General features: G+C 53.1%; 14 protein-coding genes. 7 read left to right on the forward strand and 7 right to left on the reverse strand.

Annotated features, from left to right (window positions below; all coding sequences use genetic code 11):
• Nucleotides 1-157 precede the first annotated feature (157 nt).
• Nucleotides 158-664 carry a hypothetical protein gene (locus ACQ4M4_RS28075; protein ID WP_430687767.1) on the forward strand — a complete coding sequence of 169 codons (507 nt, stop codon included), beginning with the start codon at nucleotides 158-160 and terminating at the stop codon, nucleotides 662-664.
• A gap of 102 nt (nucleotides 665-766) precedes the next feature.
• Here the strand turns inward: ACQ4M4_RS28075 and ACQ4M4_RS28080 are convergent, their stop codons facing one another.
• Nucleotides 767-1,720 carry an SPFH domain-containing protein gene (locus ACQ4M4_RS28080; protein ID WP_430687768.1) on the reverse strand — a complete coding sequence of 318 codons (954 nt, stop codon included), beginning with the start codon at nucleotides 1,718-1,720 and terminating at the stop codon, nucleotides 767-769.
• Nucleotides 1,721-1,795: 75 nt separating this feature from the next.
• On the reverse strand, nucleotides 1,796-2,227 hold the full coding sequence (locus ACQ4M4_RS28085; protein WP_430687769.1) for an NfeD family protein: 432 nt from the start codon (nucleotides 2,225-2,227) through the stop codon (nucleotides 1,796-1,798).
• Between the two features lie 1,088 nt (nucleotides 2,228-3,315).
• Between ACQ4M4_RS28085 and ACQ4M4_RS28090 the strand changes: the two genes are divergently transcribed.
• Nucleotides 3,316-5,211 carry a PP2C family protein-serine/threonine phosphatase gene (locus ACQ4M4_RS28090; RefSeq protein ID WP_430687770.1) on the forward strand — a complete coding sequence of 632 codons (1,896 nt, stop codon included), beginning with the start codon at nucleotides 3,316-3,318 and terminating at the stop codon, nucleotides 5,209-5,211.
• Here the strand turns inward: ACQ4M4_RS28090 and ACQ4M4_RS28095 are convergent.
• Nucleotides 5,208-5,465: a hypothetical protein gene (locus tag ACQ4M4_RS28095; protein WP_430687771.1), complete on the reverse strand. Its 258-nt coding sequence runs from the start codon at nucleotides 5,463-5,465 to the stop codon at nucleotides 5,208-5,210. The genes ACQ4M4_RS28090 and ACQ4M4_RS28095 overlap by 4 nt on opposite strands.
• Before the next feature lie 207 nt (nucleotides 5,466-5,672).
• On the opposite strand from ACQ4M4_RS28095, the gene ACQ4M4_RS28100 reads away from it, so the two are divergent.
• Entirely contained in the window at nucleotides 5,673-5,900 is a 228-nt protein-coding gene (locus ACQ4M4_RS28100) for a ferredoxin-thioredoxin reductase variable chain (RefSeq protein WP_430687772.1), read from the forward strand.
• A 410-nt stretch (nucleotides 5,901-6,310) separates the two neighbouring features.
• Here the strand turns inward: ACQ4M4_RS28100 and ACQ4M4_RS28105 are convergent, their stop codons facing one another.
• Nucleotides 6,311-7,258 (reverse strand): serine hydrolase, encoded by a 948-nt coding sequence (locus ACQ4M4_RS28105; protein ID WP_430687773.1) that lies wholly within the window; start codon nucleotides 7,256-7,258, stop codon nucleotides 6,311-6,313.
• A 148-nt stretch (nucleotides 7,259-7,406) separates the two neighbouring features.
• Here ACQ4M4_RS28105 and ACQ4M4_RS28110 point away from each other — a divergent pair, with 148 nt between their 5' ends.
• The 3 genes from ACQ4M4_RS28110 (at nucleotide 7,407) to ACQ4M4_RS28120 (ending at nucleotide 10,851) form a co-directional block, all read left to right on the forward strand.
• A complete protein-coding gene (locus tag ACQ4M4_RS28110) occupies nucleotides 7,407-8,144 on the forward strand; it encodes an NlpC/P60 family protein (RefSeq protein ID WP_430687774.1) in 738 nt (245 codons plus the stop codon).
• Nucleotides 8,145-8,588: 444 nt separating this feature from the next.
• Nucleotides 8,589-9,524, forward strand: a complete 936-nt coding sequence (locus ACQ4M4_RS28115; protein WP_430687775.1) for a lysylphosphatidylglycerol synthase transmembrane domain-containing protein — start codon at nucleotides 8,589-8,591, stop codon at nucleotides 9,522-9,524.
• Between the two features lie 295 nt (nucleotides 9,525-9,819).
• A complete protein-coding gene (locus ACQ4M4_RS28120; RefSeq protein WP_430687776.1) occupies nucleotides 9,820-10,851 on the forward strand; it encodes a glycosyltransferase in 1,032 nt (343 codons plus the stop codon).
• Nucleotides 10,852-10,901: 50 nt separating this feature from the next.
• Here ACQ4M4_RS28120 and ACQ4M4_RS28125 read toward each other — a convergent pair whose 3' ends face one another.
• The 3 genes from ACQ4M4_RS28125 to treZ all read right to left on the reverse strand — a co-directional run bounded on the left by ACQ4M4_RS28125 (nucleotide 10,902) and on the right by treZ (nucleotide 17,547).
• Nucleotides 10,902-12,425 carry a trehalase family glycosidase gene (locus ACQ4M4_RS28125; RefSeq protein ID WP_430687777.1) on the reverse strand — a complete coding sequence of 508 codons (1,524 nt, stop codon included), beginning with the start codon at nucleotides 12,423-12,425 and terminating at the stop codon, nucleotides 10,902-10,904.
• A 186-nt stretch (nucleotides 12,426-12,611) separates the two neighbouring features.
• The gene (gene treY, locus ACQ4M4_RS28130) at nucleotides 12,612-15,404 is read right to left on the reverse strand and encodes a malto-oligosyltrehalose synthase (RefSeq protein WP_430687778.1); all 2,793 of its coding nucleotides are present in this window, start codon (nucleotides 15,402-15,404) and stop codon (nucleotides 12,612-12,614) included.
• A 289-nt stretch (nucleotides 15,405-15,693) separates the two neighbouring features.
• Entirely contained in the window at nucleotides 15,694-17,547 is a 1,854-nt protein-coding gene (gene treZ / locus ACQ4M4_RS28135; RefSeq protein ID WP_430687779.1) for a malto-oligosyltrehalose trehalohydrolase, read from the reverse strand.
• Between the two features lie 551 nt (nucleotides 17,548-18,098).
• Between treZ and ACQ4M4_RS28140 the strand changes: the two genes are divergently transcribed.
• On the forward strand, nucleotides 18,099-18,974 hold the full coding sequence (locus ACQ4M4_RS28140) for an SMP-30/gluconolactonase/LRE family protein (RefSeq protein ID WP_430687780.1): 876 nt from the start codon (nucleotides 18,099-18,101) through the stop codon (nucleotides 18,972-18,974).
• Nucleotides 18,975-19,119: the final 145 nt, after the last annotated feature.

Here is a 19,119-nt window from a genome sequence, read left to right on the forward strand (position 1 = left end):
GGGTGCTTCGCACCCTACCCACGACACCAACACACCAGATTTAGTAGGCTTGCGTAAGTCCTGAATTTTTCTTGAGAAGTATCAAAAGATTTGGGTAACCTAGGGGCTGTGACCCCTTCGTCGCATCTACTGTCGCTATCCGAGTGCAACGTTACTCATGGCATCTGTCTGCCCATTCGTTCTAATGCTGTGTCCGATTGGTCGTCAGGGCATTATTTGGCAAACTATTTTGCACTCACAGGGCATCTCTGTTATTTGGGAATCGTCGGATGTGGATATTCGTGGCACACTGGCGATGCTCAAGTCCGAAGGCAAGATTCTTCCAAGCTTATTGCTGATTGATACGCGCCTGCAAAAGCTGTATCCCTATGCGCTGTGCCGTTGGTGTCGGCTCAACTGTCCTGAGGTGAGTGTTGTGCTGGTGAACGGTTCGCAACCGCAGGTCACACCGCCAGAGCGGGAATGGGCTTTGTCACAGGGTGCGATCGATTTGTTTCCCCGTTTACGCCAGGATGCGCTGATTAGCAGTGCATCAGCAAATGCGCGTCGGTTGCTCGATATTTTAGGCTGCAAAGCTCTGGATAGTGCTGCCTTGGTGACGGCGCTATTTAAGCTGAGCCAGGCCCATGCTCCGATCGCCAAAATCTGGAATTCAGCTCGGTAGTTCTGACTGTGGTGCGCAGTGTGTCAGGTCTACTAGGTTTAAAGGGGTAGGAAGGAGAGGGGCGATCGCCCCTCTCCTTCCCTATTGCACCTATCGCATGGATTAAGTATTCTTGCCGTCTTCCACCATGGACATCATGCCCTGAATGGCCGCAGGAATGCTCTTGGGGTCCATAAACATCACCTTGCTACTATCGCTAGTCCCAATCGTGTTGCCCATCTCGATGTAGCCCAAAGCCAACAGTAACTGGCTGGCCGCCACTGCATTGGGGTCGTGTTTGAGTGCCTGGGTGACAACGTTAATGGCTTCGGCGGTGGCTTGGGCTTTGAGCACTTGGGCTTGACGCTCGGCCTGGGCTCTTAGCACGGTTGCTTTTTGCTCGGCTTCGGCGGCTAGCACCACGGTCTTTTGGCGGGCTTCGGCGTCTAGCACTTGGGCTTCGGCCTTACCTCGGGCGCTGTTCACGGCTGATTCCCGCTCGCCTTCCGAATTCAAAATGGCGGCCCGCTTTTTGCGCTCGGCAGACATTTGCAATTCCATCGACTCCTGCACCGCCTTGGAGGGAACGATGTCGCGCAACTCAACCCGCGTGACTTTCACGCCCCATGGGTCTGTGGCAATATCCAGTTCCCGCAGCAATAGTTCGTTAATTTGCGATCGCGCGGTAAAGGTTTCGTCCAGTTCCAGCTTGCCCATTTCAGAGCGAATTTGGGTGAGAACCAGATTCACCATGGCCGATTGTAGATTTTGGATTTTGTAATACGCCTTTTCCAAATCCACAATCCGCCAGTACACCACTGCATCAACCGTAATGGCGACGTTGTCCCGCGTGATGGAGGGCTGAGGCGGAATATCGAGCACCTTTTCGCGAATGGTGTCTTGAAACGCCACCCGGTCGATAAAGGGAAAGACAAAGTTAAGACCAGGCGTGAGCTTTTTGTTGTAGCTACCCAACCGCTCCACCAGAGCTTCGTTACCCTGGTTCACGATTTTGACGGTGCTGGCTAGTCCAGATACGCCCATTGCCGCCAACACTAACGCGAAAAAACCTTCCATGAATGTGCCTCCAAAGCGGGGAATAACAAAAGGAATCAAAGCTAAATCGACTGTGCGAAAGACGTGGCGACGGTGCTAGGGATTGTCGGAGCCAAGATACCGTTCGGGAACCACAATCAGGGTTGTGCCGCGTCGCTCTACTACATACACCCGTTGGTTTGGGGCGATCGCCACTTCGAGTTCTGAGCGAGCCTGCCACGAGTTGCCTTCGTAAATAACGCGCCCAGTTTGCCCAGGCAGAATTTCGGTAAGGGTTTCGGCCTCGCGCGATTCGGCGATCGCCCGTGGAGTGCGGCGAGGCATGAGCTTGCGAACTAGAACAGTGAGTATGATCGACAGGACCATCCACAACGCAACCTGGATGCCAACACTGGGAACCACAAGGGCGATCGCCGCCACAATAAATGCGCTAATTCCCAGCGTCATTTCAATAAAAGCGGTGGGTAGCACCAGCTCCATCACGCAGAGAACGACCCCTGCGATTAACCAAATAACAGTCGGGCTCATGGGAAGCAAATTTGAATAATCGGTACGGAGTGAGTGAAGAGCGAGCGACTCGGCATAATAGCCCTACAACACATAACAGAATGAATAGACGATTTAAGAGATGTCACATGGACCTGGATCGTTTCATCAAGCAAAATGCCAAAGCGCTGGACTGAACCGGGTTAACCCAGAATCTGACAGCAACGTTGACCCATGAAATGGAAAAAACGCAAAAGCCGATTGGGCCATTGGCGAGTCAAGGAGGCATGTGCAGGAGTGATGCGGCTGATGCGCGAAGGCAGGGTAAATGGGAAAAGCTGAGTTGGGTTAGGTGACTCCACTGTAGCCCAGCCCGTCAATATTCTGCCGACTGTTTCATTCATCTTCAGAATGTGGATGGAGTGTGGATGGACGAAATCAGGACTTACGCAGTTGAATGGATTGTTCGGATGAAGTGCGTAAGTCCTAGGAATGTTACGAGGATTAGATACATCGACGGGGGCTGCCATTTCGGATGAATTTGCCTGACTAGAGCGTGCGATCGCCCTGGATATATCGCCCTAGGCATATCGCCGTGATTACCTTGGTTATTTGAATAACGTTCGTTTCGGTTAAGGGCTTTTCTAAGGTTTGCGCGTCGCGCAAACCTTAGAAAAGCCCTTGTTTCTGTGCGCGCCTCGCACGCAAACATGGGCACTTCAGCTTTCGTGCTGATTTCTCAAGCCTCGCTCTCAAGCTTGTGTAAAGAAACGTCAGTTCCAGATAATCCAGAGCGACTATGTTTGCGCGTGTGTTGTCTATGAAAATCGGGCCTTTCCCAGAGGTTTTGCGCTGCGCAACGCTTGGAAAAGACCTTAACCGAAACGGACGTTAAAAAACGCTAGGGATAGCGTGTTCATTTCTATTAAATGTACTAGGATGAAGGGCTAGTACGGCAACGCAGCATTTATGGTAATGAGGTTTCACATTCAACGGGTTTGTTTATCCTCATAAAGCGCCGAAATCAAGCGTCAAACCTGCGCTTGCAAGATCAACGTTGTGGGCTAGCAATCCGAGTTTTCTGTCGTTTTCCCCGCTCTTTATTTCCTCTTGTTTATTTGCTTTAAGCTATGGCAATGCAATGCGCAAACCCAAGTTGCTTGTTTGACGGGAATTCGCTGGATGCGGTGACCTGCGGTGAGTGTGGAAAGCCGTTGGTGCGACGGTTTCTATGGGCGGTAGGAAATCGGGTAGACCAGATTGGGCCTGGAACTCTGGTGGGCGATCGCTACCATGTCACGGCCCCTTACATTTGGCTAGATACCCGCCCCAGCAAACCACCCGAAGCTCCGGCAGAGCTACCGGCTTCGGTGTTGCCTTATCTCAAGCTTTTTCCATATCGGCTGCATGTGCCAACCATTTATGGCTTTGCTGTGTGGGAATCGACAGCGGTGCTGCTGCTCGAAAATGCTCCGCTTGATGCATTGGGTAAACCGCTACCCATGCTGGATAGGTCGCTGGCCTCTGCTACGCCAATTCGGCAAGTGTATTGGCTTTGGCAAATGCTGGAACTGTGGGTGCCGCTCAAAGAGGTTGGCGTGGCCAGCAGTGTGCTCGTGGAGGAAAATTTGCGGGCCGACGGTTGGCGGCTGCGGCTGCGATCGCTGTATGGCGACGCCCAATCTGGGGATGAAGTGCCCACGCTGCGGGATCTGGCCTTGCTCTGGCAAACTTGGACGCAATCGATGGAACCCAGTGTTACGCGATCGCTTCAGCACGTGATTCAGCATATGTTGGCTGGGGATGACGACCCAGCTAAGGTGAGGGCGATCGCCATTAACCTGAACCAGCTCCTGCTAGAGCAAGCCGCCCAGCAACCGCTGCGGCTGCGGCTGGCGGCGGCCACATCCCCTGGTCCCCATCACACCCTGAATGAAGATGCCTGCTTCCCTCAGCCCGGACGAGACCCCTCAACGAGCGAAGCCTTTGTATTGCCGCACTTGGCCATGGTGTGCGATGGCATCGGCGGTCACTCGGGTGGTGAGATCGCCAGTCAGCTTGCGGTGCGCTCGATGCAAATTCAAATTCGCGCCATGCTGGCCGATGTGGCCGAAGAAACCAACTTGCTTACGCCCGACATCGTGACGCAACAGTTGGAATCCATTGTGCGGATTGTGAATAACACCATTTCCACCCAGAACGATACGCAGGGCCGCGAAGCTCGCGAACGTATGGGTACTACGCTGGTGATGGCGTTGCAGCTTCCTCAAAAAATGAAAACCGATCAGGGATGGAGCAATGCCCATGAGCTGTATCTGGTTCACATGGGCGATAGTCGTGCTTACTGGCTTACCCAACACGCGTGTCATGCCCTGACGGTGGATGACGATATTGCTGGACGTGAGGTGCGGTTGGGGCGGGGGTTGTATCGCGATGTACTGCGACGGCCCGAAGGTGGTGCGTTGACCCAGGCGCTGGGCACCCGCGATGGGATGGCGATTTACCCCACGGTGCAGCGGTTCATTGTCGAAGAAGACGGTTTGCTGATGTTGTGCTCGGATGGGGTGAGCGATAACGAGCTAGTGGAGCAGCACTGGCCCGACTTGATGCGATCGCTCTATCGCGGCAAAATGACGCTAGAACAATGTGCCCAAGCCTGGGTAGAACTCGCCAACCAGCGAAACAGCCACGACAACGCTTCGGTTGTGATGGTGCAATGTCAAGTGAGCGATCGCACCCAATTCATTGACCCATCGGTTGGGGCGATTCAGCTATCCATGCCGGAAATGACGCCTACCTCTCGCGAGCTGCTGTACGACCAGGCTCCTAGCATTGATTCACCCACCCGCAAACAGCGGCGATCGCCCATTCGGGGTCTATCTCCCGTCAAGCTGGCCACGGTAAGCATCCTCGCCGGCATGCTGATGGTTGGCCTAGCAGGTTTGGTTATTTGGTGGGGCGTCAACCCTGATAGCTTCCAGCGGTTCTGGCGTGGCGATGCTGACTCAGAGCAGACCAGTCCCTAATCCTGGCTGAGATAGCGCTTGATGCGTACTCTGCGACCCAGGGTTTGATCGGTTGCCAGTTGGCAATGTTCTGCATTTGCCCCCCAATTCCCCAGTTCTGGGAGACTTCCGACCCTGTTTTTCCATTCACAACCTGAGTTTTGGTTGAGGGTGTTGTGCCCTCTAACCGATACCGCAATTCCAGTGGATTGACTCGGCTTGCATAGGCCCTCGATCGGAATGAAACCGCGATCGCCCAACTGCCCGCAAGCCACAAATCCATTCCATTCCCTGCGGCGATGGAAGCTTCAAACTGCCATTTGTGCAGGAAGTCTACTCAATGAGCTGCATTGGAGAGGATTTTGTATGGAAGCGGAATAAAGGGTTTCGTAAGCGATCAAACTGTGGGAAGATTCCCTAATGTGCGTATACCTAGGCACAATTACTTTCCTTTTGAAACACGACCCCGTATCCATTTACCGATGTCTATGAACGTTGGCGATCGCGTCCGAGTAAAAGAATCTGTTGTGGTGTACCATCACCCTCAACATCGAAACGAAGCCTTTGACATTCAAGGACTGGAAGGTGAGGTGCTGAGTTTTGCGAATGAGTGGCAAGGGAAGCCAATCAGCGCAAACTTTCCTGTTTTGGTGAAATTTCCCGACAAATTTCGAGCACACCTGCGAGAAGACGAATTAGAACTCGCCTAATTGCCCAAACGTGGCCTAACGCAGAGGCTTCATCCATTCAGTCTGACATCTGATGTTCACGCCAAGAGAAGGCCAGGTGATTGGATGAGAGCGATCGCAATAACTCAAAAACTCAAATCCTGCAAGGGCCTCCACCGTTGATTGACCATACGCTCTAGGCGTTGAAGTTTGAGATTAGGGCTGGATGAACGGCTGAACGAGTCCGTTTATCCAGCCTTTTCAATTTAGGTCTGACGCCCTTCATCCGAAAAACGGTGATGTTCTAGACGTGTGGTTATTGGTTGTGGAAGGGGTGCGATGCACCCCTTCCACAACCAATAACCACCCATTTGAAACACGACCCGAAAAACCAGGGGCTGCATAAGTTCTGATGAAGATCGGATTGAATGGTGGGCGTGCATGCGACCTGGTCAGGCGGCTGTGCCCAGTTCGCGAACAGCAGCGGCGACCTGCTGTGACACAAATGGCAAAATCGCTTCGTTTTGGCTGTGCTGTGCGCCCTCGGTAAACACGACCAGCAGGTAGGGTGGTGCATCGGTTAATTCAATATAGGCTGCGTCGTGGCGGACTCGGCTCATCAGCCCTGCTTTGGACCAAAGGCGGGCGCTCTGAGGCAATCCTGCACCCAAAAACCCCGTGACTTGATTTTCAGGATCGGCGGCGAGATCGGCAGGGTCTAGGCTGCGCTGCATCAGGCTCATCATGGCGCGCGATCGCTCTGCCGAAACGGCAACTCCGCCCACAATGCTGTGCAACAAGCGCGCCACCGAGTCCGTTGTCAGCATATTGCGATTCTCATAAGCCTCACCGAGAAACACCCGCTCGCGGCCGTAGGGACCATCGCACCAGGTTTTTTGATTGACGTTAATGGTGTTTAGCTCATCCCATCCAAGCGATTGCAGGTAGCGGTTCACAATATTGCGCTGATACTGCCAGGTTTCAAAGGGGCCAGAGGGCAACTCTGGGCCGCTAGTGGTGCCCGACAACATATCCACCACCAGACCTGTTGCATCGTTGCTGGAATCGACAATCATGTCGCGGGCGGCACGCTCTAGCTCGCCAGATGGGGAAAGCATGCCCTTGTCCAGCCATTCGTGCATGGCTAACAAATAAAACAGTTTGACGACGCTAGCGGGGTAAATGCGCTCTACCCCCCGGTAGGAAAATCCCCGAATGGGATACGTCCAAAAATCTTCAAAAGAAATGGCTCCGCCCGTGTTGATGGGGGCGGGCGGCGTATACACCAGCCACGTGAGGGCAATTTGGTTTTGGGCAAGCGTGGAAAATTCGGCCCAGGTTGCTTGCAAAATGCGATCGCCCCACTCTGCCAAAGCCCCATCGCGATTGAAAAATGGCATAGCAGCAACCTCCGTAAATAACAAGCGAATGGTGGAATGCTTGGTTAAGCCCAGCAGCCAAAAGTGGTGATCAGGAACAGGTTGATCTAGAGTGGATTGATCGCAAAAAGATCGCGTTTCTGTTCAAGTTTTGGCTGTGTAGTGTCTTATGGTTTCGCTGGCTCAGGTTCAGGATGCGATCGCCACGGGTCGTGTGGTCGAGTATGGGTGCATCCACAACGTGAATTTGTACGAAACTCCCGAGCTAAAAAGCCTAGCAACGCAGGCTGTGGCTGGGCGGCAATTGCGTATCTTACCACCGCCGGGGAACGTGCAACCGCATGATTTGAGCGGCGTAGTGTGGGCAGAGCTGTGTGAGGATGCCTACTCGGCATGGCTTGCCATAGAAGATCTGGATTTGTTGGAGGAGGCCGAAACTCCCTATCGAGCGATCGCGGTTACCGAAGCCGAAATTCGCGATCGCATTCCTCAGGTGATTGCCTTTGCCGAGGCGGCGATGAGCCAGCCCAACCATTACCTATGGGGGGGAACCGTTGGCCCCAACTACGACTGCTCTGGCTTGGTGCAAACTGCCTTTGCCTCCGTTGGCGTTTGGCTCCCGCGTGATGCCTACCAACAAGAAGCCTTTTTGCCGGCCATCGGGCTCGATGAGCTGCAACCCGGTGACCTGATCTTTTTTGGCCGTCCCGATCGCTGTACCCATGTGGCTTTATCTTTGGGGGGCGATCGCTATATCCACAGCTCCGGCAAAGACATTGGCCGCAACGGCATCGGCATTGATGTGCTGTCGGAACAGGGCGATCAGGTGAGTCGGGCATATTTGGCGCAAGTGCGAGGGACGGGACGAGTGGTTGAAAGTTTTGGGGGAGTAGGGAGTAGGGAGTAGGGAGTAGGGAGTAGGGATGGGTTGGCATACACCCCAATCCGCGCCCCTGTGCTGCCTAGCCCCAGCCCTAACCCGGTGGGCGGATTGGCATTGAGCGGTTAACCCCTTGCGGGGGGTCTGGGGGAGTTGAGTCCCCCAGAAGGCGGGGGATCGGGGGGAAGTCCCCCGAAGTAGGGTCTTTCGCTGTGCACGAGAGTCGGGAATTGGGATCAGGGAGTGGGGCTGAGATTTAGGATTTACAGGCTAAGGCCGGAGAGATTGGACAACGCCCATCACATTCGTTGCCAATCCCAGCATCCAAAAAAAAGGACTTACGCACTTCATCCGAAAAACCTGCGGGTTGAACGATTTTGGGGCGCTTAGTGCGCCAAAATCGTTCAACTGCGTAAGTCCTGAAAAATCCAAAACCCAAAATCCAAAATTTAACAGTAGTTGCCAAAAATTATGGAATCACCAACACCGCTGCCCAAAAAGCGATCGCCCTTCAAGTCATTTCTCCGTTGGGCGATCGTGGGTGGCACGCTGTTTTTCTTAGCCAAGGCGTTTAAGGACAATTGGCAGGAAGTCGCGGCAATTCGCATTGATGCGGCGGGTTGGGGCTTGTTGGTGATCGCCCTCATCACCACCCTACTGGCGCACCTGTGGAGTGGTTGGGTATGGGGCTGGATCTTGCGAGAGCTAGGGCAGCGCGTGGCGGGCTGGTGGTCAACCCAGGTGTATCTCACCACCAACATTGCCAAATATTTGCCGGGGAATGTGTGGCATTTTTACGGTCGGGTCACAGCGGCAAAGGCAAACGGGGTGAGCCTGGGAGCCGCGATTTTGAGTGTGGTGCTGGAGTCGCTGCTGATGGCAGCGGCGGCGCTGATGGTGGCTATTATCGGAGTCCGACAGGCGGGGTGGGGCTTGCAGGTGTTGGCATTGGCAATCGCCCTCATCGCCATTCATCCCAAAGTGCTAAACCCAGTGTTGCAGCGCCTGAGCCGCAGCAAGGCCAAAGGCCAGTTTGAGATGGATGAGTCTACGAGTATGGCGTTGCGGCGCTACCCAGTGGTTCCCCTGCTGGGAGAGCTGGGCTTTTTTGTGCTGCGGGGAGCGGGCTTTTTGTGGATTGTGGCGGCGCTGCACAGCCTGTCGGCAGCAAACGTTTTGCCCGTATTGGGTGGGTTTAGTGTGGCGTGGCTGCTGGGACTGGTGGTGCCCGGGGCGCCGGGTGGGCTGGGTGTATTTGAGGCCACGGCGATCGCCCTACTGCCCGATGAGATGACGCCTGCCGTCATCCTAAGTACGGTGGCGCTGTATCGGCTCATCAATACGTTGGCCGAAGCGGTAGGAGCCGCGATTGGAATGGGAATTCGGAGTGTGCTGGGAAAACGCTAGAACTGGGGCACTTCGCCGATTTTGGATTGGTGATTTTGGGGTTTGGATTGGGCGTTGTTAATGGTTGCTAGGGGGCGGCTCAACGCTAGGGCAGATCAAATTTCAGTATTAGGCATTTGCCGTTTTCCCGTATTCTTGTCCTTATAGATTTCATTGTGTTTGTGACGATGTGTTTGTGACGATACAAGGCTTGTTGCGAAAGCCCCAATGTCCAAGGCATCCCAATCCAAAATCGCTAATCCAATACCTAAATTCCCCGACCGTTCAGATTCCTTTTACCCACCATTCCCCATCCATGACGTTCCTGCAATCAGAAGGGCAACTACCTCTATCGAGCGATCGCAACGGTGCCATCTCCAAACCCGACATTTCGGTGGTGGTGCCCATCTACAACGAAGTGGAGAGCATTCCCCGGTTGATAGAGGCGATCGCCACCTCGCTTCAGCCTGCTGGGTTAGCCTACGAAATTGTGTGTGTGGATGATGGGTCGAGTGATGGCTCGTCGGATTTATTGCGACAGTTGGCCTCTAGCCGGACTGACCTGCAAGCGGTGATTTTGCGACGTAACTATGGGCAAACTGCCGCTATGTCGGCGGGGTTTAACCATGCTCGCGGCTCCATCATCGTCACGATGGATGGCGACTTGCAGAATGACCCTACCGATATTCCCATGCTGGTGGGCAAGTTGGAGGAAGGCTACGACCTAGTGAGCGGCTGGCGCAAGCATCGGCAGGATGATGCCTTGACGCGACTATTGCCCTCCAAGTTGGCCAATATGCTGATCGGCTCGGTAACGGGTGTCAAGCTGCACGACTACGGCTGCTCGCTCAAGTCGTACCGGGCAGAATTGGTGCACGACCTCAATTTGTATGGCGAACTGCATCGATTTTTGCCGGCGCTAGCCTTTATTGAAGGGGCGCGGATCACCGAAGTGCCTGTGCGCCATCATGCGCGGCAGTTTGGCAAGAGCAAGTATGGCCTGGGCCGTACGTTTCGGGTGCTGATGGATTTGTCCACCATTGCCTTTATGAAAAAATTCCTGACCAAGCCGATGCATGTGTTTGGCTTGTTTGGGCTGGTGTCTTTGGCGTTGGGTACGCTGCTGGGAATTTATCTCACGATTCTTAAGTTGGGGTTTGGGCAGGCAATTGGCGATCGCCCCCTGCTCATTTTGGCGGTGGTGCTGTTTATTACTGGGGTGCAGCTCTTTAGCTTTGGCTTGCTGGCGGAACTGTTGATGCGCACCTACCACGAATCGCAAAATCGCCCCATCTACCGAGTCCGCGAGGTCGTAGGTGCGGAAGAGACAACGGCCAAAGAAGCCTAGGGCGATCGCTGGTTTTTCCATCAACAAGGGTGGAGCAAAGCTGGATGGGATTACTCATCCATCGCGTTCAAAAATTCCAGAATGATGGCATTCGTCCAGCCAAAGCCCACCTCGTTGCTGCTGTAGCCAAACTTAATTTCGTCGGAAACTTGAGACGAACGGCGCATGACATCGTACTTTTCTACCAGGGTGCCCGTTCGCTCAAACTCGGCGATCGCCATCGACAAAAACTTTTGGGCAATGCGATCGCCCTCTGTGCGGTAGCCATAGCGATAGAGCCCTTGTACGGCAATGTAATTGAGCGGTGCCCAGCCAAAGGGGGCATCCCACTGGTTTCCGGTCACGTAAGCGCTGCCCAATATCCCGCCCGGAGCTTCCAAAATGTCTAAATTTTCGACCAAGCGGCGGGCTTGCTCATCCGAGGCAAGACCCACCCACAGGGGATAGAACAGGGTGGCAAATTCGTAGCGGCGGCGTGTGGCGGTTTGCAGGTTGTAGTCCAGGTACAGGCCCGATTCCTCATCCCACAAAAACTTGTTGATGCGCTGTTGGCGAATGCTAGCGCGATCGCACCATTGCTGCTTCAGTTCCAAATTGCCCAACGTGGCGTGAATTTCGGCCAAATCTTGCTCCATTTGGTAGAGCAAACTGTTGAGGCACACGGGCGCATAATGCAAAATGTCGATGCTAAACGGGCCAAATCGGTTGGTAATGTCAAACCCCGATTCCCGCATGGAGCGATCGCCCTTGTAGAACAAACTGGAGAGCTGGTTGGTGTCGCGATCGTAGTACAGCGACACATCATAGTCTTCCACTTCAAAGGTGCGGTAGTACTCCTTCACTCGGTCGTAGTGGGTGCGGCCTTCCTCATCTTTTTCCGAAAACACCACTTCGGGAGCTGGCCCTTCGCCAAAGGCATAGTAGCGCGACAGTCCCGTCCCCGGATTGAGATGGGGCGGCACCACCCAAAAATAGTAAAACTGCTCCACCAGTGGCACGGCGGCCTTCAGCCATTCCACATCCTGCGTGTGGCGATACATGGCCAATACCATTAAGCTCAGCACCGGCGGCTGCGATCGCGACAGCATGTAAGTCCGGTTGGAGTTGAGAATGGTGCCGTAGTGCTGCACCTGATACAACAACTGATCGACCTGACTTTGGGCCAGTTCCCACTCGCCATCGCGTAGCAGACCGAGCAAAATGAAGTAACTATCCCACCCGTACATTTCGTTGAAGCGGCCACCGGGCACCACATAGTTGTCGGGTAGGTACAGCAAGCCATGCTTGCGAATGGCTTCGGCTTCGGCGGGCAGGGTGCGAATCGAAATTTGCTTGAGCTCATCCGGCGAGAGCGATCGCTCCAAAATGCTTTGCACCTTGGGGCAATTCTCCAGGGGCGAAATGTACATGATCCATGGCTCGCCCGGTTGGTGGGCTAGTTTGTCGTCTTTGGCCAGGGCCAGCATGTGATCGTGCGATCGCGTCAGGGTTTTCCAGGTGCGCTTGATGTAACGACGCACCGCTTGGGCTTGCTCGGCGGTGGGATGGGCAATCGCAGCTTGAGTTTGGGTCACAGGAATGTCCTCAAATTGATTGGCTTACCTTTCGCCTGCACGATGAAAGGATAGAACAAATGCGATTTCAACCTGAAATCGTAAATCAGCTCAGCAACGAACTGATGACAACAAACGCATGAATCCATCGCTGAATCGGGTGATGATCAATCGGTGATTCATGCAAGAAAGCCTGGAATGGATGCGCTAGGTGCTCACGAGTAACGCAATGGGAAAATGAGCCAGCGCCTGCCCTACAGGCAAGATAGCATCGGTTTGTAGCGATCGCCCAGTAATCGCATCCTTCCACTGTGTTGGTGCGCCATCTGGCAGTTGTAGCTGGGTATCGTTCCACACGGCCTCACCTAGCGGTAGCTCATTGGGGGCAATCAGCGTGGTCAAAAAGCGAGACACCAGGGCGATCGCCATCTGCGAGTCGTGCTGTCGCGCAAACGCCACGACGTGATCGGCATGGTGACCCTGAGCCGTGAGCGGGATGTAACTGCCATCTCGAAACAGCTCCTTGGCGGTGTGCCGTGCCTTCAGCACCTGAGTGGTTAACATCAGCTTGACCTTGCCCGATGTGCGATCGCGCAGCAGATCTTCCACCAGCTTGAGCGGATGGTTTTGAACCCCGGCCTGAATCTCGTCTAGCCAGCTTTGCCGCAGGGTGTAATCTACCGGGCGGCGATTGTCTGGATCAACCATGCTCAGCTCCCACAGCTCGGTGCCCTGGTAAATGTCGGGCACGCCGGGAGATGCCAGCTTCAGCAGCGTTTGCGATAGGGAGTTCCACATACCGTATTCAGCCACTTTTTGCTGAAATTGACCAAACGATTCCAAAAAGTCTGAAGAAATGGCTGGATCGAGAATCTTTTCAATAAAGGTAAGACAGGCGGCTTCGTACTCTTCGTCGGGGCGTAGCCATGCGGTGTGGACTTTCGCTTCCCGAATGGCCTTGATCAGGTAATCTTTAACCCGCTGTTCAAAGCTGGGCAACTCGGCCTCGGTAAACGGAAATGCCCCCACCAATGTTTGATACAGAAAATATTCATCGTTGCGATCGGGCATGGGCAATCCGTTGCGATCGCTCCGGTACTGCCGATTCATGCCGCTCCAGGTAAAGACTGCACTCTCCCACTCATCGGGCAATTCCGACAGAACGTTCAGGCGGGCGCGCATATCTTCGCCCCGTTTGGTGTCGTGGGTGGCAGTGGTGTTCATGGTGTGGGGCCACTGCTGTTGCTGCTGCTGGTTGTAAGCATGAAAGTCGGTTACAGAAACCCCAAAGTGCCCCGGATCGCCCCCCACTTCGTTTAATGACAGCAGCCGATTGTACACATACAGGGCGGTGTCTTCTACCCCTTTGGCCATTAGCGGGCCGCTATATTGCTGCATGCGCATGACAAAGTAAAGCCATTGCTCACGCTCGGTTTGCGTTAGGTTGTCATCAAACTCTAATCGCATAAGCTTTTCGATCAGGGTAAGTTCGTGTTGCAGCAGGGGAGTTTGCTGTTTGGCGTGTTGGATGACCTGTCGCAGATAGTGGCGATCGCTCTTCTGAACTCCGGCAGGAGAAACATAGGTGCGATAAATCGGAAAAGAGGTAAGAACAGCGGCGATCGCCCGCTCCAGGCCATTGAGGGTAAAGTCATTAGCGTAGCGATACTTGCTCGAAATGTTCTTCAGCAACGTTGCCAAATTATCCACATCTCCAGCCAAATTGCGTTCCAAAATCAGCTGCTTTTTCTCGCGCACCAGCGTGGCAAAATCCATTCGGTAGCCCAGAAACGCAAAATAAATATCATCAAAGCGAGATTCATGCGCTTGCTGACAAAAAATGCCGTTGACATAGTTCAAAAAGTCGTAACCAGATGTGCCCTGAATAGGCCAAGAGGTTGGTAACGTTTCGGTTCGCTCCAGAATCTTTTCAACCGTGATGTAGGCATCACCAACCTTTTCACGCAACCGTTCTAAGTACTGAGCAGGATCGTATAGACCATCGATGTGATCAATGCGTAGTCCGGTGAAGCTACCTTGGTTGATCAACGCTTCAATCAACGAATGGGTGTGGTTGAATACTTTGAGATCTTCAACCTTGACCGAAATGAGTTCATTCACCGTAAAAAATCGGCGATAGTTCATCTCTTCGGCCCCAACCTTCCAAAAGGCCAAGCGATAAAACTGATCATTCAACAAGTCATCCAGCAAGTTGTAGCTTTCAGGATTTGCTGGATCACCATTAAATATTTTCAAATTTTCTTCAATAAAGCTGCAAACAGCCTCATTGCTGCGATACAAATCCCACAGTAACCCTTTGACAAACGCCGTTTGATCTTTGCGCTGTTGCCCGGTGACTTCCGCTGGCATTGCCCTGAGCAAGTACAAAATGCCCAACAGTTTGATGAAGTCGGGGTGATCGCGGCCCAAGGTGCGATTGAGCTGTCCCAGGTTATAGGTCAAAAACTTGATGTAGGATTCGAGGCGCAGCGGTAGCCGCAGGCTGTAATAGGTGACGCTAAGGCCGTTGGGGTCGTAATCGAGCTGAATTTCGCCATTCTCTAATGATGTGCCGTAAAAATTGCCCAACAGTGGCGCCAAAATGCGTTCCTGGCTGTTGCCAAACGGCGAGTTCCAGCAAATGTCAAAGTAGTTGGCATAGCTAGAATCGGAGCCGTGCTCCAGGGCATCCATCAGGTATTCGTTTTCGCTGCAATATGCCATGTGGTTTGGCACAATGTCTTGCAGCCAGCCGATATCCAATGTTTTGAGGGTTGCAGCCAAGGTGTCAAAGGCTTCGGGGCCGCCGAGTTCGGGGTTGAGCTGGGTGGCATCGACCACGTCGTAACCGTGGGTGCTGCCCAACCGTGCTTTGAAAATGGGTGAGGCATATAGGTCGGAAATACCGAGATCGGCCAGGTAAGAGGCGATCGCCTGGGCTTGCTCAAATCCAAACTCGGGAGTGAATTGAATTCGGTAGGTAGCAGAGGGAATACGCATAGGATTTGGAGTTGCTGAGGGCGAAAGTTGGCCAATATCGTTGAAGTTAGAGTGCTGGGGTTATGGGATTTTCGATCACATTCGATCACAGGCTGAGGTTGGGCAGACGGCTGAATTGGCCTGCGTCACGTTTTTCGCGGCAAAGGCTCTGTCTATCAAAGCATTTACCTTTGGCGAAATACATTTATCGCAAGAGGGATACGGTGCTGATTGGGGATACAAATTGGCAATTCAGCCGAGCTACCGGACAGACAGGATGATGGACAGGTGGCGCTTGCCGACGATGTTGCTATTCCTGTTCGTACAGCACAACGCTAGACGGAGCCAGGGTTAGCGTTTGCTTGGGCGACAGAATCGAGGGCGTTTGGGTGCCTGGGCCAGCCCATGTTTCGTGGGCAGAGTCGAGGTATTTTGCCGCTTTGCCGCGGATGGGCAACGCGAGGGTGACGGGCTCGGAATTGAAATTCATGGCAAAGACGAGTTCTCCGGTTTGCTGGCGCGATTTGCTCCAGCGACGCACCACTACGGTTTTGTTATCGTCGTCGGCGATCGCCTGAATGCACTCGCGATCGCGGGTTCGCAATACCGGGTGCGTTTGCCGGAGCTGAATCAGCTGGCGATACCAGTTCAGCAAAATCTGATGATTGCCCTGATCTCGTAGCGACCAGTCAAGCTTGCACTGCAAAAATGTGTCAATCGCTGCTGCATCGGGCGGATCACTCTGCACATGAAATTCCCGAAACTCGCGCTTGCGCCCCTCGCGCACGGCCTGAACTAAGTCGGGATCGCCATGGCTAATAAAGTATGTAAAAGGTGCTGTTTCGCCGTACTCCTCACCCATAAAAATGAGCGGCAGATAGGGCGATAGCAGCATGGCCGCTGCCCCCAACTTGACCCGCTCAAAGGAAATGAGTTGTCCTAACCGTTGCCCAAACGGTTGATTGCCCACCTGATCGTGATTTTGAATGCACACGACAAATTGATGCATGGGGCGATCGTCGCAGGGCACCCCATGGCAGCGCTGGCGAAACTCCGAGAATTTCCAATCGTAGACAAAGGTGTGCTCGTAAGCCTTAGCCAAATCGGCACAGGTGCCAAAGTCGGAGTAATATCCGCTTCGCTCTCCGGTCAGTAGGGAGTGCAGCGAATGGTGAAAATCGTCACTCCATTGCGCATTCAAATTGTAGCCACCCTGCTCAACCGGGCGAATTAGCCGGGGATCGTTGAGATCGCTTTCGGCAATGAGATAGAGCGATCGCTGGAGTTCTTGGGACAGCGCCGCCACCTCATCGGCCAACTCCCACAAAAAGTGCTTCGCCCCAAAATCGTAAATGGCCTGGACCGCATCCAATCGCAGCGCATCGATATGAAACTCTCGCAGCCAGTACAGCGCGCTTTCAATAAAATGCCGCCGTACGCCCAAGCTATGGGCATCATCCATGTTGATTGCGTTGCCCCACGCTGTCCGGTACGCCTCGGTAAAGTAAGGCCCAAACTGCCCGTGATAGCAGCCTTCTGGCCCCAAGTGGTTGTACACCACATCCAGAACCACTGCGATGCCATGCTGGTGGCAGGCGTTCACCAACTGCTGCAACTCCTGGGGTGTTCCAAAGGAGTTTTGCACCGAATAGGGATACACGCCATCGTAGCCCCAGTTGCGATAGGCTACGTTTTTGCCCTCGGTTCCATCTCCCGATACCTGAGACAACGGCATGAGCTCAATGGCGTTAATCCCCAATTCTTTGAGCTCGGGTAGGCGCGGAATGATGGCGGCAAAGGTTCCCTCAGGGGTGAAGGTGCCAACATGCAGCTCATAAAAAATCATGGACTCTAGGGGAATGCCCTGCCAGTCGCGATCGCTCCACTTAAAGTCCAGATCAACAACCGCCGATGGCTCATGCACTCCATCGGGTTGATACCGCGATGCAGGATCTGGAAAAACTTGACCGTTGATGAGATAGCCGTAACGAGAATTGGGAGCAATACCACTTTCAATGGTGCGCCAATAACCAGCCTCGTAAGCTCGCAGCGGAATGGTTCGTGGCTCGGGCGACGTGATTTGTACCGACACTTCTGTTTGCAATGGTGCCCATACCGTAAACTCGCACAATCCATCGCCTAGATAGTGCGCTCCAATTCTCATGACTCACCCGTTCCTCCTAGTGTTTTTTCCAGCGCTTGCATCATGCCTGGGACTGATACCGATTAACCAGTACCCTGAGGAATATCTATGAAACTATTGAGAAATCTTCTTGAATAAAGGGCAATGGCCAAACAAGATGGGAATCTTCCTATACATCTTTTTGGTTTTCATCTATCGCAAGAGGGGTTTATTCTCGAGGGTTGCATGTTAATTGAACTGAACATTGCGATCTGATTTCATTGCTTGGGGTTTTGGGTGGAGGACAGCAAATCTAAACCGCGATCGCGCTTGACTTTGGTATCTTTGAGGGGCCGATCGAATCAGGATAAACGTTCTCCGTTGCCATGAACCGATGTCTGATTTTGGGTGTATTTTCCCGTTAAAGCGCAAAACCATGAAAAATTGGCTAGGCTAAGTCGAGTCCTTTACTCGTTAAACGGATTGATTGGGAACAGTTAAAAAATGGTGGGGCTTACCATGTTTAAATCTGTTCATCTTTTCAGACTGATTTAAATAGTGGTCAGGCTATTTTGGGGAATTACGTGAATGAGATGATGCTTTCTTATCCAGTTAAACTTGCGTTGGAGTCTCGTGCTCGGTTGGGTGAGTGTCCGGTTTGGGACGTGAACAACCAACGACTGTATTGGGTCGATATTTATAACCATCGTGTGCATGAATTTGATCCTGTCCTTGGCAGCGATCGCAGCTTTGATGTGGGCGATGTGGTTGGCCCGTTGGCTCCTGCTAGCAACCATCGTTTACTGATGGCTCAGCGCGATCGCATTGCCATGCTCAATACCAAAACAGGCGCAATTCTGCCAGTGCTAAAGGTTGAAGCCGATAAGCCCAACAATCGATTTAACGACGGTAAGTGCGATCGCTTAGGGCGATTTTGGTTTGGGTCGGTGAGTGAGGATGTGGGCGAGGCAAGTTTGTATCGCTACGATCCCGATGGTTCGCTGCATTTAATGGAAACTGGGTTGACCATTTCCAATGGGTTGGGCTGGAGCCCAGATGATCAAATCTTTTACTTGACCGATTCAAACCGCAAAACAATTTATGCCTATGACTTTGACTTGGCGTTGGGAACTATTCACAACCGTCGAGAGCTGGTCAATCTCAGCAATATGTCCTTCGAGCCAGATGGGCTGACGGTCGATGCAGAGGGCTGTATTTGGTCGGCAATGTGGAATGGCTTTTGCGTGATTCGATTTAATCCTGATGGTCATGAGCTTGCTCGGGTGGATGTCCCTGTGCAATGTCCCACCTCCTGTACCTTTGGTGGCGCGGATTTAACTTCGCTCTACATTACCAGCGCTTCTGTTGGCTTAAGCCAGCAAGAAATTCAAAAAAGTTTTCACTCAGGCGATCTGTTTTGTGTGACGACCAATGTTCGCGGGATGCCGACCAATGCATTTGCTGGATAGTTCTACTGGATAGTTTTGCTGGATGGGTCTGCGGACTCTGTCAGACCATGCGACCGATGATTGAGTGGGGGATTGGTCGATGGTTAAACCGTTACTGGACTTACGCATTGGTGTTGTGGGTAGGGTGCTTCGCACCCTACCCACA

Source organism: Leptolyngbya sp. AN02str (assembly GCF_050565595.1).
Classification (GTDB): domain Bacteria; phylum Cyanobacteriota; class Cyanobacteriia; order Elainellales; family Elainellaceae; genus Kaiparowitsia.